This is a genomic window from Corynebacterium sp. CCUG 70398 (assembly GCF_024454055.1).
Taxonomy (GTDB): domain Bacteria; phylum Actinomycetota; class Actinomycetes; order Mycobacteriales; family Mycobacteriaceae; genus Corynebacterium; species Corynebacterium genitalium.
In genome coordinates this window covers 57,479-72,306 of the sequence record NZ_JAGPYZ010000004.1, presented here as the reverse complement: position 1 = coordinate 72,306, position 14,828 = coordinate 57,479, and the positions used below count along the sequence as shown (strand labels likewise).

At 63.6% G+C, this 14,828-nt stretch carries 12 protein-coding genes and 3 pseudogenes; 6 read left to right on the top strand and 9 right to left on the bottom strand.

The annotated features are described in order from the left end of the window. The first annotated feature begins 254 nt into the window (after positions 1-254). Positions 255-863: a YdhK family protein gene (locus KBX07_RS06155; protein ID WP_255994673.1), complete on the top strand. Its 609-nt coding sequence runs from the start codon at positions 255-257 to the stop codon at positions 861-863. Between the two features lie 397 nt (positions 864-1,260). After that, positions 1,261-1,725, top strand: a pseudogene (locus KBX07_RS06150) (IS6 family transposase); the annotation flags it as partial. A 273-nt stretch (positions 1,726-1,998) separates the two neighbouring features. Here the strand turns inward: KBX07_RS06150 and KBX07_RS06145 are convergent. From KBX07_RS06145 to KBX07_RS06135, 3 genes are all read right to left on the bottom strand, one after another. Then, on the bottom strand, positions 1,999-2,265 hold the full coding sequence (locus tag KBX07_RS06145) for a metal-sensitive transcriptional regulator (RefSeq protein WP_076599716.1): 267 nt from the start codon (positions 2,263-2,265) through the stop codon (positions 1,999-2,001). Positions 2,266-2,631: 366 nt separating this feature from the next. Further along, the gene (locus tag KBX07_RS06140; protein WP_255994674.1) at positions 2,632-4,968 is read right to left on the bottom strand and encodes a cation-translocating P-type ATPase; all 2,337 of its coding nucleotides are present in this window, start codon (positions 4,966-4,968) and stop codon (positions 2,632-2,634) included. A 170-nt stretch (positions 4,969-5,138) separates the two neighbouring features. Further along, a complete protein-coding gene (locus KBX07_RS06135) occupies positions 5,139-5,348 on the bottom strand; it encodes a heavy-metal-associated domain-containing protein (protein WP_255994675.1) in 210 nt (69 codons plus the stop codon). Positions 5,349-5,534: 186 nt separating this feature from the next. On the opposite strand from KBX07_RS06135, the gene KBX07_RS06130 reads away from it, so the two are divergent. Continuing rightward, complete coding sequence (locus KBX07_RS06130) at positions 5,535-5,786, top strand: type II toxin-antitoxin system prevent-host-death family antitoxin (RefSeq protein WP_006840758.1); 252 nt, start codon at positions 5,535-5,537, stop codon at positions 5,784-5,786. A 546-nt stretch (positions 5,787-6,332) separates the two neighbouring features. On the opposite strand, the gene KBX07_RS06125 is transcribed toward KBX07_RS06130, so the two are convergent. Next, positions 6,333-6,647: a hypothetical protein gene (locus KBX07_RS06125; protein WP_255994676.1), complete on the bottom strand. Its 315-nt coding sequence runs from the start codon at positions 6,645-6,647 to the stop codon at positions 6,333-6,335. A 119-nt stretch (positions 6,648-6,766) separates the two neighbouring features. Between KBX07_RS06125 and KBX07_RS06120 the strand changes: the two genes are divergently transcribed. Beyond that, positions 6,767-7,519 carry a M23 family metallopeptidase gene (locus tag KBX07_RS06120; protein ID WP_255994742.1) on the top strand — a complete coding sequence of 251 codons (753 nt, stop codon included), beginning with the start codon at positions 6,767-6,769 and terminating at the stop codon, positions 7,517-7,519. Between the two features lie 230 nt (positions 7,520-7,749). Here the strand turns inward: KBX07_RS06120 and lnt are convergent, their stop codons facing one another. The 5 genes and pseudogenes from lnt to KBX07_RS06095 all read right to left on the bottom strand — a co-directional run bounded on the left by lnt (position 7,750) and on the right by KBX07_RS06095 (position 12,502). After that, positions 7,750-9,291: an apolipoprotein N-acyltransferase gene (gene lnt, locus KBX07_RS06115; RefSeq protein ID WP_255997221.1), complete on the bottom strand. Its 1,542-nt coding sequence runs from the start codon at positions 9,289-9,291 to the stop codon at positions 7,750-7,752. 156 nt (positions 9,292-9,447) lie between these two features. Continuing rightward, positions 9,448-9,828, bottom strand: a pseudogene (ccsA, locus tag KBX07_RS06110) (cytochrome c biogenesis protein CcsA); the annotation flags it as partial. 33 nt (positions 9,829-9,861) lie between these two features. Next, positions 9,862-10,194 (bottom strand): annotated as a pseudogene (locus KBX07_RS06105) (TlpA family protein disulfide reductase); the annotation flags it as partial. A gap of 149 nt (positions 10,195-10,343) precedes the next feature. Continuing rightward, positions 10,344-11,855, bottom strand: a complete 1,512-nt coding sequence (locus tag KBX07_RS06100) for a multicopper oxidase family protein (protein WP_255994678.1) — start codon at positions 11,853-11,855, stop codon at positions 10,344-10,346. Between the two features lie 71 nt (positions 11,856-11,926). Beyond that, a complete protein-coding gene (locus tag KBX07_RS06095) occupies positions 11,927-12,502 on the bottom strand; it encodes a CueP family metal-binding protein (RefSeq protein ID WP_255994679.1) in 576 nt (191 codons plus the stop codon). Positions 12,503-12,906: 404 nt separating this feature from the next. Here KBX07_RS06095 and KBX07_RS06090 point away from each other — a divergent pair, with 404 nt between their 5' ends. Further along, a complete protein-coding gene (locus tag KBX07_RS06090) occupies positions 12,907-13,629 on the top strand; it encodes a response regulator transcription factor (protein WP_255994680.1) in 723 nt (240 codons plus the stop codon). Further along, positions 13,626-14,753, top strand: coding sequence for a cell wall metabolism sensor histidine kinase WalK (locus KBX07_RS06085; protein ID WP_255994681.1), 1,128 nt, complete (start codon positions 13,626-13,628; stop codon positions 14,751-14,753). Before KBX07_RS06090 ends, KBX07_RS06085 begins: the two co-directional genes overlap by 4 nt. Positions 14,754-14,828 lie beyond the last annotated feature (75 nt).

Sequence of the window (14,828 nt, the reverse complement as noted above, 5' to 3'; positions counted from 1 at the left end):
CATGAAGAACCCCAACCTCCACCTAGCGGCTACCAGCCGCTAGAAACTCCCTAAGTAACGTGGCGAATGCTCGGCCGTAGCTACGCCGAGTGGGTCGGCCACAGGCTCCCAAGAGCCGGACGCTGCCCTACCCACAGCCTCCACCCAGTGGCACCTATCGAGCAGGAGGAGTGATAAACCACGACGCACTTGAAGCACCATCCCTCGCTGAGTCTCAGCTCCTGCACCAACCAAGAAACCTAGAAAGCATTATCATGAAGCGCACCATTGCCCTCGCTGCCCTCGCCCTGACCTCCTCCCTGGCCCTGGCCGCCTGCACGGACGACACTGCATCTGATGCCCCCGAGACCACGACCACCACCACCTCGGTGACGGCCACACAGTCCTCCGAGGAGACTGGCATGAACGATCAGATGGGTGCAGAGGGCCATTACCATCCGGCTGATGGTGGGCAACCCCCGGCAGGGATCGCAGCAGAGGAAAATCCCACCTACCCGGTGGACACCGAGGTCGTCCTCACCGCGGACCACATGCCGGGCATGGAGGGTGCTGAGGCGACGATCGCCGGTGCGTTTGACACCACGACCTACTCGGTCAGCTACACCCCCACCGACGGTGGGGACCCGGTCACCGACCACCGGTGGGTGGTCCACGAGGAGTTTGTCGATCCGGGCCAGGCCCCCCTGCCGGAGGGGTCCGAGGTCGTCTTGGATGCCGAGCACATGTCGGGAATGAAGGGTGTGGAGGCCACCATCGACTATTCCACGGATGAGACGGTCTACATGGTTGATCTCACCGTCGACGGGATGACCATGACCAATCACAAGTGGGTTACCGAAAGCGAGATCGCCCCGGCAGAGTAAGACCCACCAACCGCAACCTCAGCACCCCGGGCTCCTCCACCATCTGGTTGAGGTCCCTGGGTGCTTACCTCTTTGGTTTCTGCCCTAGGACGAGTTAGTCCTCGTCCTGGGTGAGCACCTGTCGGGCCAGTCGGTAGGCGTGGTCGTTCCATCCCTGGCGGACGACGTCGCGGACGAGTCAGGAGCATCCCACCGGTGGTGGCTGCCCGTGACGGGGATGTTCCCTTGGTGGCGGCCGCTCTAGACGGCGTGGCGGATGTCCTTTGAGTGGGCAAAGACGGTACATCGTGGCCCGCTTGTCTGCCGGGTGAACCGGCCATAGCCATCAGGATGCGAAATGAGCCCCACACCAAATCCCGCACCGGTCATCGTCACCGGGGATGACCTGGTCTCATTGGTTGGAGCCGGGGGAAAGTGGTGTTATCTCTATCGGGCGATCACCGCCGGTGGCCAGACCCTGGACTTTTACCTCTCTCCGAAGCGGAACGTGGCCGCAGCGAAGCGTTTCCTGGCCAAGGCTCTCAGATCCAATGCGTCAGCCGGGTATCCCAGAGTGATCAACACCGATAAAGCACCCTCACTAGCCAGGGCAATCGCCGAGTTGAAGTCAGAGGGAATCTGCCCGCCAACAGTGGAACACCGGCAGGTGAAATACCTCAACAACATCCTGGAAGGCGACCATGGTCGGCTGAAGCGGATCCTCGGGCCGAAAGGCGCGTTTAAGAACCGGTCATCTGCATATCGGACGTTGAAAGGGATGGAGGCGATGTACTCATTGCGGAAAGGGCAAGGCACGATGTTTGCCTACGGGCAACCGAACCCGGACGCGGTGATCGTCAACCGGGTCTTCGAGACGGCCTGAGAACGCCCACACGCAGCGGCCATCAGGGAATGAGAAACTGAGTTTTTGCGGCTCTCCCCCCAACTTTGCAACAGCACCGGTTGATGTTGCAGGTGGGGATGTGGTCGAGGTTGTTCAGCGGCGCGATCTTTTCGACCAGCAGCACCACAGTGGCCATCAACCCGATCATGCGGCCGCCAGCAGCAGGACTCCCAGCCTCCAGCCGGCAACAGGGGCGGTCAGAGTGGCCTGGCCGTCGTTCTCGACGGGGTGTGGTGGTCGGGTCCCGGCCTGTCACCGGGCGAAACGGGCGATAGCGTCGGTGACTTCCTGGAACTTCGCGTCGGCCTCCTCTCCTCCTAACTGGGCGGCGTCACGGACGCAGTGTTTCATGTGGTCATCGAGTAGTCCCAGGGCAACGCTGCGTAGGGCAGCATTGACCGCGGAGATCTGGGTAAGGATGTCGATGCAGTACTGTTCCTCGTCGACCATGCTGTGCAGGCCCCGGGCCTGGCCCTCGATGCGCTTGAGGCGGGCGAGATAGCGATCCTTGTCGTTGATGTAGCCATGGGTGGTGTGACAGGTGTCGGCCCCACCCGAGGAGGAAACGGCCTGATCAGGGGTGCGAGTATCCACAATGGTCTCCTTGCTGAAAAAAGGGGGCAGGTATGTCCTGAGTCAGTTGCGGGTCGATCAGGATGGAAAGCCCGAGGGTATGGAATGAGGCGTGAGGACCTCATGGTCCCCACGCCCTGTGGCGTTATTCGGATAAGTAGTCGGCAGTTTGTCGGCCCGGAGGGGCCTGCCGGGTGGGGCCGGGGGAGAGGTCAGGAGCAGGTACTTGGGGACGGAGGTCTGAGTGTTATTGGAGGGACTCAGCCGCAGGAGGAGGACACGGGGTTCCTTATCGCTAGAAAAGGATGCGGATTAGGCGGTGACCGGCTGCCGCACGGAGGGGCGAGCGGGCTGCGGTGAGGAACTGGTGTTGTCGTGGGAGGGCTTGAATCTACGCAGCGTGAGGGAGTTGGAGACCACGAACACCGAGGAGAAGCCCATCGCAATGCCCGCCAACCCCGGGTTGAGGAAACCGATCGCGGCGACCGGGATCAGCACGACGTTGTAGGCGAACGCCCAGAACAGGTTGCCCTTGATGGTGCCCAGCGTGCGACGTGACAGACGGATGGCATCGCCCGCGGAGCGCAGGTCGTTGTTCATTAAGGTGATATCGGAGGCCTCTATGGCCACATCCGTGCCCGCCCCCATGGCCAGACCCAGATCGGCCTGGGCCAGGGCGGCCGCGTCATTGACGCCGTCGCCGACCATGGCGACCTTCTTGCCCTCATGTTGCAGCTTCTCGATGACCGCGACCTTGTCCTGCGGCATGACCTCGGCACTCACGTTGGCCGCATCGATGCCCACCTCTTGGGCGACGGCGGCCGCGGCCTTCGCGTTATCGCCGGTGAGCAGGTACGGACTCAACCCCAGCCTGCGGAACTGGGCGACCGCTTCCGCTGAGGAGTCTTTGATGGCATCGCGCACCACGACCACACCGGCGGGCTGGTCATCGACGTAGACGGCCACCGGGGTCGCGCCCTGCGACTGTGCGTGGTCGAAGGCGGTGGTGAGGTCACGGGGCAGCTGGCCGGCGGGACGGCCGACGGTGACGACGTGACCCTTGACGGTGGCCGTGACGCCCCGGCCGGCGGTGCTGTCGAAGTCGGTGGCCTCCTGGATGTTCCCGGAGCGCTCGGCCTCGGTGACAATCGCCTTGGCGATGGGGTGCTCGGAGCCTGCTTCGACGGCCGCCGACAAGGCGAGGACCTCGTTGTTGGTGTAGCCGTCGGCGGCGTGGACGCCGGTGACCGACATGACCCCGGAGGTGACGGTGCCGGTCTTGTCCATGACGATGGTGTCGACCTGGCGGGTGGATTCGAGGACCTCCGGGCCCTTGATCAACAAGCCCAGCTGCGCGCCCCGGGAGGTGCCCACCAGCAGGGCGGTCGGGGTGGCCAGTCCCAGGGCGCATGGGCAAGCGATGATCAGCACCGCGACTGCGGCGGAAAAGGCCCAGTTCGCCCCGCTGCCGAGGGCGAGGTGGACGATCAGGGTGATGATGGAGACGACAATGACCGTCGGGACGAAGACCGAGGAAATCTTATCCACCAGGCGCTGGACCGGGGCTTTTTTCGCCTGGGCGTCAGTGACCAGCTTGGCCATCTGGGACAGCGTGGTCTCCGAACCTGTGCGGGTGACTTCGACCAGCAGTCGACCGGAGGTGTTGATCGTCGCGCCCGTGACCGGGGTGCCAGGGGCGGCCTCGACGGGAACGGACTCGCCGGTCAGCATCGACTCGTCGATGGCCGAGGTGCCCTCGATGACACGACCGTCGGTGGCGATCTTCTCACCCGGGCGGACGACGAAGACGTCACCGACTGTCAGCTGGGAGACCGGGACGCGGACTTCCTCACCGTCGCGGATCACCGCGGCGTCTTTCGCACCCATGTCCAGCAGGGACTTCAGCGCCGCGGAGGACTGGCCCTTGGCGCGGACCTCAAACCACCGGCCGAGCAACAGGAAGGTGATGACTACGGCGATGGTCTCGAGGTAGATGTGGTCCATGCCGTCATGGCGGGGCAGCAGGCTCATCTCGATGACCATGCCGGGGTGCCCGGCGTTGCCGAAAAACAAGGCCCACAGCGACCACAGATACGCAGCGGTAGTGCCCAGAGACACGAGCGTGTCCATCGTGGTCGAGCGGTGACGCAGGTTGGTTAAGGTCGCCCGGTGGAACGGGGCGCCACCGTAGAAGTAGATCAGGGTGGACAGGACGAGCAGGGCCCACTGCCAATTCATGAACTGCAGGGACGGGATCATCGAGATCGCGACCACCGGAACGGAGAGGATCGTCGACCCGATCAGACGCGACTTCAGGTCTGTGGCCTCGGCCTCGCGGGCCTGTTCGTGGCGGTCACCGACCACCTCGGTGTCCTCCTCCGGGCCGCTGTCCACGGCGGAGGCGTGTTGATCCCCCATGGTGAACGCGTCGTACCCGGCACCCCGCACGGTTTCGATCAGCCGATCGGCGTCGACTTTGGTGGGGTCGTAACTGACGGAGGCGGATTCGGTGGCGAAGTTGACGGTGGCCTCCACGCCATCGAGCTTGTTGAGCTTGCGCTCCACCCGCCCTGAGCACGACGTACAGGTCATGCCGGTGACGCCCAGATCGACCTGGAGTAGGTCAACCGACGGTTGAGTCTGAATCATCAGTGATCAGTCCTTCAGCAAACAGTGGTGAGGTGCATCTCCGAGGTCCCAAAAGGCCCGCCCACAGATGCACCGTCGGGGATATCGAACCGGCATGGCTGGGCCTGATGGGCATATCCAACAGGGTTGGCCCGGCCGTGTCTACCTGAGGCGGGGACCGGGCCCCGGGATTAGGGCTTGACGGTGTAACCGGCTGTCGTGACAGCGGCGACAACATCGTCGTCGGTGAAGTTTTCACCCGTGACGGTCACCTGCCCGGTATCCACGGTGGCCTCCACCATGGTCACACCGGCGACCTCGCCGATCTCCTCCTCCACGGAGGACTTGCAGTGTCCGCAGGTAATGCCTTCGATGATGTACTTCTTTGTTACGGCGCTCATCAGATGATCCTTTCCTTGATGTCCTGAAGGGCAGGAGTGGAGATGTCCCAACAACCTTCAACCTATACCCATGGGGGGTATCAGTCAAGGAGGTGTCTGCCCCTAAGCGTCCCGTTCGGCGGGCAGGACTTCCGGAACGGCCGCGATCGTTGCTGCACTTCTTGTACAAAATGTACGTTAAAGGGTATGGGCATCACGGTCACCCTCAGTCAGTTCCGCAGCGAACAAAGCCACTATCTTGATGCCGCCCAACGTGAACCGGTCACCATCCTCAGTCGCGGGCCCCGCCGCCGGGCGGTGGTGGTCTCCCCGGACTTCTACGACCGGGCGGTTCAGGCGCTGGAGGATGGCGAGGATATCCGTGCCGCAGCGGCTGCCCGCCAGGAGGCGGGCGGTGTCTCCCACGAGGAGTTCACGTCCGACCTCGAACTGGACTGACGTGCCTGTCCATACCTGTGCCGCGGTATTTGATCATCGATAAGCTTTCAACTGCGACAGCCCTCCGCACGCTGGCCCGGCAATGGCAGCAGTGATTGCCACCGCCATCGACGCCCTGGCCCACGTTCCGCCGTCTCGGCGGAGTGGAAAAGTTGCGGGGCGGCGACGGGGAGTGCTGTAGCTGGGTAGTCCACGGCCGTCAATGACGGTGAGCTGATCAGCGTCTCGGTTCCAAGGAAGACAGGCACTCATACTCGCATCGTTGAGTGGGATGAGGCCGGTCCCTGGCGTTCCTGCGCATGACGCATGACTACCGAACCTGAACAAATAAGGAATGGACAGCTGAGGCACGCAGCATCAGGCTGCTAGCGGGGCCTCTTTTTGTTGCCCGTATCGGGTCAGACCCCGCGGCTTGTACACCGCCAGCACCGTAGCCACCAGCAATACCAAGGCTGCTGCCACGGAGTGGAGGACCGGGGAGAAATTCCGCACGGCCTCCAGCCCCACGCCCGGGTCTGCCGCCACCCGGGCAAGATACTCGAAAGTCTACATGTACAGCACCAACACACCTGTCGCCACCACAGTGAGCCCCAGCTTGAACACCACCCAGTAGTGTCGGAACAATCCCCACGTCGTCCCCAGGGATTGAAGGACTCCGGTCACCAGCGAGGCCACCGCCAGGGGAACGAGCGCCCACCACGCCACCTGCTCCATCACCCGATACGTCCCCCGGACCGCCATCTCATCCGCGCTCACTATCCCCATGACCGCCATCGCGATAAAGGCGAGCACCATCCCGAGCCAGCCGACCGAGCAGACCACATGTGCCACCAGCGCGGCCTTGCGTATTCGTGGGGTCATCACTCTCGCCATTAGAGGTGCTCCTGGACCAGGAACGCCCCCTCGGCCGGCATCCCCAACCCATGGCGACTGGGCCCATGGTTGCCGTCTCCAAACACCAGTACCAGCACGACCGAGTCATGCGCCTGAAGGCTTCGCGGTCATCCGGAGGAAAACACCGCACGATCACCACCTCGCAGACCAAGGGGCGTCTCGCCCTCGTGGCTGTAGCCGCCGGCACGGTCTCATCCGCCGGCGTCGGTGGCGCCACGGCCGCCGCCTTGCAAGCCCCGGCCGAGGTCGAGGCTCCGGTCTCCCCGGAGGCTGCCACCGTCGAGGTGGATTTGGCCACCAACGACACGGCCCTGTCCTCGAGTGGGACGCAGGCCGCACCGCAGATTCTCGCGATCTCCGAATTCAAGCCGGTCGCCAACATCGACGAGCAGCTGGACAAGGCCATCCAGTACAACGCCGAGCGGGCCGAGAACGAGCGCGCTGCCCGCGCGCCCTCGGTGGTCAAGCCCGCTGAAGGCACCTTCACCTCCGGTTCCGGCGTGCACTGGGGAACCCTCCACGCGGGTATCGACATCGCCAACGTCGTGGGTACCCCGATCCTCGCGGCGATGGGCGGCACTGTCATCGACTCCGGCCCGGCCTCCGGTTTCGGGCAGTGGATCCGCATCCAGCACGATGATGGCTCGATTGCCGTCTACGGTCATATGGAGACTCTCGACGTGACCGTTGGGGAACGCGTCACCGCTGGTCAGAGGATCGCTGGCATGGGCAACCGAGGGTTTGCCACCGGCTCTCACCTGCACTTCGAGCTTTACCCGACTGGCAGCGGGGCGGTCGACCCGTTGCCCTGGTTCGCCGAGCACGGCGTCACCTTCTAACCTTCCCGCACTCACCAGGACCGGCCCCGACACCGGAACCGGCGGCAGTGACTGGGCGTGAGGCACCCGCCTCAGACCGCAGAGACGCTTCTCACTCATCGCCGACACAGCCCGGACTTGATAGCTTCTCCAGGCAGGGCAGACCGGGGCACAGGGGAGGCAGTCCGTGCTCGTCATATATGGGGGCGGCGAGCGTCCCGCCAACGAGGAGCAGGTGCCGTAATCCACGTTTAGTGGGATACTTCCGTAACCTGCCTTCTCCTGCGCCAGCTGACGAAGCCGGTAACCGCAGGCCATGCAAGAGCCAGCATCGCGAGAACCAACAGGGGCGTATCCCCCATGCGCGCATACGGCGTCAAACCAGTATGAAGGGGAACGGTTGCCGTCAGCAGTTCGTTCGTGCCCAGGCCACTGAGTTGTGAGACTGTGCCGTCGGGCTGGATAACTGCGGAGTATCCGGTGGGGGCAGCCTGGAGAACGGTGCGGCCAAACTCGCGGGCACGCATCCGGGATGCGGCCACTTCAATTGCAGGTACTTCCTCGGTCACAAAAGACGCGGCGTTGGTCGGTGCGAGGAGTAGCTGCCCACCATTGCGAACGGCATCGGCGACCCGGTCGGCGAAGAAGACCTCATAAGAAATGACGATCCCCAATCGTGGTGTCCCGCTGGGATCGAGCACCGCCGGTCCCTCTCCGACAATGGCGTCGCGGGGGATGAACCGTGCGTCCTCGCTGAGTCGTTCAATCAGATTGCGCATAGGGATGTACTCGCCGAACGGCACACGATGATGCTTCTCATAGCGTCCTAACCGGGTCCCGTCCGGTCCCCACACTATGGATGCGTTCCGGAAATGTTGATCCTCGGATTCGGTAATTCCGACGACGATGTTCGTGTCGAGTTGCCTGGCCAGTTCAGCGAAAGCTGCATCAACGCGCGTCCCGTCGATTGAGCCGTCGATATTGACGACGTTTTCGGGCAGCAGAACCAGATCAGGGTCCCCGGTGATATCTTCGGCAGCCTGTAGGTGCCGGCGGGTCGTATCAAACGGATCGGTATTGACCGCGCGAAGCCCGCGGGGGCCTCCACCCTGCACGAGCACGACGTCAAGGCTGCCTTCTGCCGTATCATTTACGATCGTTGGCGCGAACGCCGGTACCGCGAGTACCACGACCGCTGCGACCACGGATGCTGCACGGGCTCGTCTCGGCCCGAAGATGACAGCGGTAACAACGGCCCCCGCAACTGCGGCCAACGCGGTCACCAGGAGAGTCCCACCCAGGGGCGCTGCCGCCATGAAAGGACCATCGGTCTGGCTGTATCCGAAAGCGGACAGCGGGAAACCGCCGAACGGGAACCGGTGCTGCACAGCCTCCAATAACACCAGGGCAGCAGGGGTGAGCAGCCACCAGCCCGACCAGCGGCTGCGAAAAGCCGCCTCGTTAGGCGATACCGCGGCAACCAGCATTAACAGTAGCGCCTGAACGGCAACAACAGCAGCGTATCCGGCAGTGTTGAAGTCGGTGAGCCAGCGCAGAGCAAGAGCGTAGTGCGCCACCCCGCCCAACCCACCGAGCCACAAACGGTTACGTAGTGGTTGACCTGCCAAAGCCAGCATGAACATAGTCACGCCCACCGGGAACAGCACCCACCAACCGCGTGGCGGCAGCGCCAGCCACCAGACCACCGCAGCTCCCATCATGAGCGCGGTGGGACCGGCCAATCTGCGCCAGTTATCGCCGGCTATCCCCCGGGAAAGACGTGAGACTGTCACGTCTGCTGCAGTACTAGCCTTCATCGGAGATCACGGCCTTTTTCGGGTTGTTGCTCAGTTGTGAATATATGCCCAATCCTTCGAGTCATGTGACAGCAACTTTCAGTACTTTCCCAGTGGATCTGGGGGTCCGGCAAAGCGTTGACGAATCCGGATTTAGTTCAGGCCGGCGTAGGAGTGCAGGCCGGAGACGACCAGGTTGATGAACAACAGGTTGAAGATTATCGTGGCCGGGGCCAGGATATTGATCCACGCGGCCTTGTGATCGAGCCACCCGGCCGTGGCACGGGCATGCAGGTAGGCGGCATAGAGCACCCAGGAGATAAAGGATGCGGTCTCCTTCGGATCCCATCCTCAAAACCGGCCCCACGAGGCCTCCGCCCAGATCGCACCCAGAACAATGCCCAACCCCAGTACGGGCAACGTAATGATGGCGGACTTGTAGGCCAGGGCGTCAAGCTTTTTCGCACTCGGCAGCGGCTTGGCCACAGCACCGAAGAAGCCACGCTCCGCACCCTTCGGCTGCCAGATGCGCAGCCGCTGGGAAATATGTACGAGTACATCTCCATGATCTGCGTGGACAAGCTGCAGGTCATCGACTTCCGCCCGACACGGTGCACACCACTGGTCCCAAGCGTTGAGGACGACGACCTCGCCGTCAAAATCAGACAGGCTGATCTCCTCACCCTCCTCCATCAGCGACGGGCCGGAGAAGTCCGGCAGCGGGGCACGTTCCTCCTTTGCGTAGATAATCTCGGTTTGGCCTCCTGGTGAGTGGAACTGGAAGGTGCCCCCGACGGCGACGGCGTTTCGGGCGCCGTCGCCTGAGGAACAGGCCGTCAGGGTCACGGCGGTGAGCACCGCGGCAACCGCGATGGCGGCTCTGCGGGGTGTGCTCGGCATGGATTAGATCTCCTTATTCCGGGGCGGTGGGGAAGAAGACGGTGTTCTGGTTGTCCCGGAAGACCACAACACCGAGGAAGGTCATCGTGCTGCCCGGTGGGTGGTCTGCAGCGACCCAGCTCACCCCAGCGACCGACCATGCTGTGGGGTTAGGCGTACCGCAGGGAACTCATCATCCCGGTTTCCAAGTGATAGGCGTTATGGCAGTGAAATGCCCACTCACCGGGGTTGTCAGCGATCAGGTCGGCGATCATGGTTTCACCGTGGCGGAGAAGGACGGTGTCCTTGCGTAGCCCGCCGCTGCCGGGCAGCGCCCACGTGTGTCCGTGGATGTGCATGGGGTGGGGCATCATGGTCCTGTTGCGCATGACCATCCGCAGGCGCTGGCCCTCCTGCACGGTCGCGGAGGAGGATTGGCCGTCGGTGAGAATGCTCCATTCATACGGCATCATCTGCCCGCCCAGGTCGATGCTGACTTCTCGGTCTGGTGTGCCCTCGGGCAGGAGTGCACGGTCTGCTGGCTTCAGGGAGGACAGAAGCAGTCCGGTGGACGACAACTCGGGGAAGTCGACATCGGGGCGGGGGGCCTGGCCGCCGGCGGTGCGGATGACGGCGAAGGCGCGGTCGTCCTTACCCACCGCCAAAGCCGTGAGCGGGAAGATGCCGTCGCCGAGGATGACCTCGACGTCGACACGCTCGCCCATCGACAGGTAGATCGATTCGGTCTCCCAGGGCTGGACAGGGAAGCCGTCGGTGTGGGTGACGGTCATACGGTGGCCACCGAGAGCCACCTTGAAGATGGTGTCAGCGCCCGCGTTGATGAACCTCAGGCGGGCTTTATCCCCCGGTCGGGCATTAAACGTTCGGTGCGCCCGGGGAATGCGTCCGTTGATGAGGTAGTGCGGATACATGACATCACCGGCATCTCCACCCAGAGCCAGATCGGGCGTGCCGTGGGCCATCATGCCCCCCTCACCACCCATATCCATCCCGCCGTGGCCACCCATGTCCATGTTTCCGTGTCCGCCCATGTCCATCCCCGTCAACATGGTCAGCTGATCTTCGGGACTGCTGCCGTCGATGCCGTCCAGCCAGTCGTCGAGCACGATGGTCCATTCGACGTCCTGATCCTCTGCGTCGTCCGGGTCGCGGACGATCAGAGGGGCGTGCAGACCCCGGTCGAGTTGTAGGCCGCTGTGGGAGTGGTAGAAGTAGGTTCCTCCATGGGGGGTTTCGAACACATAGGAAAACGACTGACCAGGCTCAATGGGAGGCTGGGTCATGCCGGGCACACCGTCGGCTGCGTTGTGGAGTGCGATGCCATGCCAGTGGATGGAGGTGCTCTCAGGCAGTTCATTGGTGATATCGACCTGGAGGACGTCGCCGGCGGTGGCCTCAATGGCCGCATCCCCGGTGTCAGAGACATATCCCCACGTCTTGGCTTCGATGCCGCCGATATCGATCGACATGGGCCGCGCGGTCAGCGTCTTGCGGACGGAAGGCGCGGGAAGATTCGGGGGAGTCGGGTAGGAGGATGACGACGAGGAGGACGCGGCAGGGGCCGAGGTGCTGTTGCCCTGTCCGCAGGCGACCAGGGCCCCGGTGCCGGCGAGGACGAGCCCGCCGAGCAGAAACTGTCGTCGGGAAAACGCGTTCGTCATGATTTAACCTTCCATGGTGTAAGATTTCAGTGATACGGGAGACAGGCGCAGGTGAGGACCCTGCTGAGCCATCACGTCAGGCGCAGGTCTGTGACACACGTTGCGCCGTCAGCGGTGGTGGAAAACTCCGTGGTGCCGGTACGCCCCTGGTAGCTGACCTCAATCAGGCCGGTGGCATCATCGGGAAGCCAGAAGCCAATAAACCCGTTGTCGAACGTGGTGGTTTGCTCGTCGATCAGGACCTCCCCGGTGGTCTCATCGGTGACCGTGACCTGGACGGGCGCATTGCGCAGTTCACCCAGGCAGGTGGTCAGACTGTGGTAAAAGCAGTCATGGGTCTGGGTCACATATGGGGCAATCGAGACGTAGGTCAGGTCCTGGGGCAGGTCGAGAGCCACCTCCTGGTTCTCATCCGAGAGCAGCAGTTCATTGGCACGCACTGAGGCGATCAGATCCGTAGGACGCTCAGTGACCTTCTGCCGGTCGAGGTGATCAATGATCTCCACCGCGTCCATGGCGGCCAGACCGTGGGCGGTCAAGAACTTATCCTGGCTCACTTCCGCGGTGACAGCGGGCTCCGAGTCGGGGGCTGAGCATCCGGTGAGGGTCAGGGCGAGGGCGGCGGCTGCGATCGCTGCTCGTTTCACGTCAATCTCCTTGGGTCGTGGTTAGACCGTGATAGGGCACCGCTTATGCGTCGGTGCTTCATCTTTCTCTAGCACGTCCGCCGGCCGGCCGGAAAACCAAAAACCCTGCTCGCAGCCTTGAAATACGGTGAAAAGGGGGCGCGATCGGTGGGCTGGGTCACACCTGAACTGGCCCGCCCCACCACGGGTTGCTGTCCTGCTACCCCGCCCCCGGTATCTGGCGCGGGGCGCCCAACCCCTGGTAGCACCTGCTTCCCCCACCGGTGAAGGCAACATTCTTGGTCTGTGAGGGGACACAGAAACGAGAGCGATCCAGGGGTTGTTTTTGAAGATTTAATGAAGATGTCCTCGGCGAGCACCGAGCGAGGATGGCATCACCCCTGGCCGGGACCATACTGGATCCTATGGATGACCGCGCACTGACCATCGCCACGCCCCCGGGGCGGGTGCTGGTGGTCGACGATGAACAACCCCTGGCCCAGATGGTGGCCACCTACCTCATCCGGGCAGGCTTCGAGGCTCGTCAGGCCTACACGGGAACTCAGGCCGTGGACGAGGCCCGTCGCTTTTCCCCCGATGTTGTTGTGTTGGATCTGGGTCTGCCCGAACTCGACGGTCTAGAGGTGTGCGGACGGATCCGCACCTTCTCGGACTGCTACATTCTCATGCTCACCGCCCGCGGCACCGAGGACGACAAGATCACCGGTTTGACCCTGGGGGCCGATGACTACATCACCAAACCCTTCGGCATCCGGGAACTGGTGACCCGGGTGCATGCGGTGCTACGCCGCCCCCGCACCAGCACCATCCCGCCGCAGGTTACCGCCCCGTTTGTCGTCGGTGAGCTCACCATTGACCCCGCCGCCCACAAGGTGCAGGTGGGGGAGGTGGTCGTGGATCTCACCCGCACGGAGTTCGAGCTGCTGGTCACCCTGGCCCTGCGCCCAGGCCAGGTGCTCACCCGCCACGACCTGGTCACCGAGGTCTGGGACACCACCTGGGTGGGGGACGAGCGCATCGTCGATGTCCACATCGGCAACCTGCGCCGCAAGCTCGGCACCGATACCCGGGGGCGGGGCTTCATCGAAACCGTGCGTGGAGTGGGCTACCGGGTGGGGCAACCATGAAGCACGGACCCGGCCTGACCTTCCGCTTCCTGGCCGCCCAGGTGGCGGTCGTGGTGATCAGCCTGTTGGTGGCCGCGACCGTAGCCACAATCGTAGGCCCGGCCCTGTTCCACGACCATATGCTGATGATCGGCCGGGAAGATCCCTCGCTGGAGTTGTTTCACGCCGAGCAGGCCTACCGGGACGCCAACCTGATCACCCTGGCCGTGGCCCTGCCCACCGCATTGATCAGCACCCTACTGGCCAGCCTGTGGTTGTCTCGTCGGCTGCGCACTCCCCTGCAGGGCCTGACGCGCGCGGCCGCCTCCGTCGCCGGTGGCAACTACCGGGTACGCGTCCCCGCGGGGAACGCCGGCCCGGAGGTGAGCACGCTGGCACAAGCCTTCAACACCATGGCTAATCGGATGGAACACACCGAACAGGTCCGCCGCCAAATGCTCTCGGACCTGGCCCACGAAATGGGCACCCCCTTGTCGGTCCTCGCGGTCTACTTCGATGGCCTCCAGGACGGTGTCGTGGACTGGGACCTGTCCACCCACCGGATCATGTCCGACCAACTCACCCGCTTGACCCGGCTGATCGAGGATATCGACGATGTCTCCCGGGCCCAGGAAGACCGCATTGATCTGGACCTAGCCGAGGAAGGACTCGATGAACTGCTCCACGTCGCGGCCGCCGCCGCGGGGGAAGCCTACGCCGACAAAGGCGTCGGTCTACACATCGAGGCTGGCCACGACACCGCCCGGGTAATGGTGGACCGGCAACGCTTCGGCCAGGTGATGGGCAACCTGCTGTCCAACGCCCTGCGGCACACCCCAACCGGTGGACGGGTCCAGGTCATCGTCCGCCAACAGGGGGCTTCCGCCACGCTCATTGATATCACCGACACCGGCGACGGCATCCCGCCCGACCAGCTCGAGCACATCTTCGAACGCTTCTACCGGGGGGATGCCGCCCGGAGCCGGGACAAGGGTGGGGCCGGCATCGGCCTGACCATCTCCCGTGCTCTGATCGAAGCTCACGGCGGCACCTTAACCGCCACCTCACCCGGAGCCGGTCACGGAGCGGTGTTCACCCTCCGCCTCCCGCTGTCCCCTCCCGACAGTGAGGAGGCTGCTCGGTGACCACACCCTGCCCCGTGAGGGCCGTGCCCTCCACCCCTTGAAAATGTACCCCGGGGGGGTATATGCTAGCGAGCG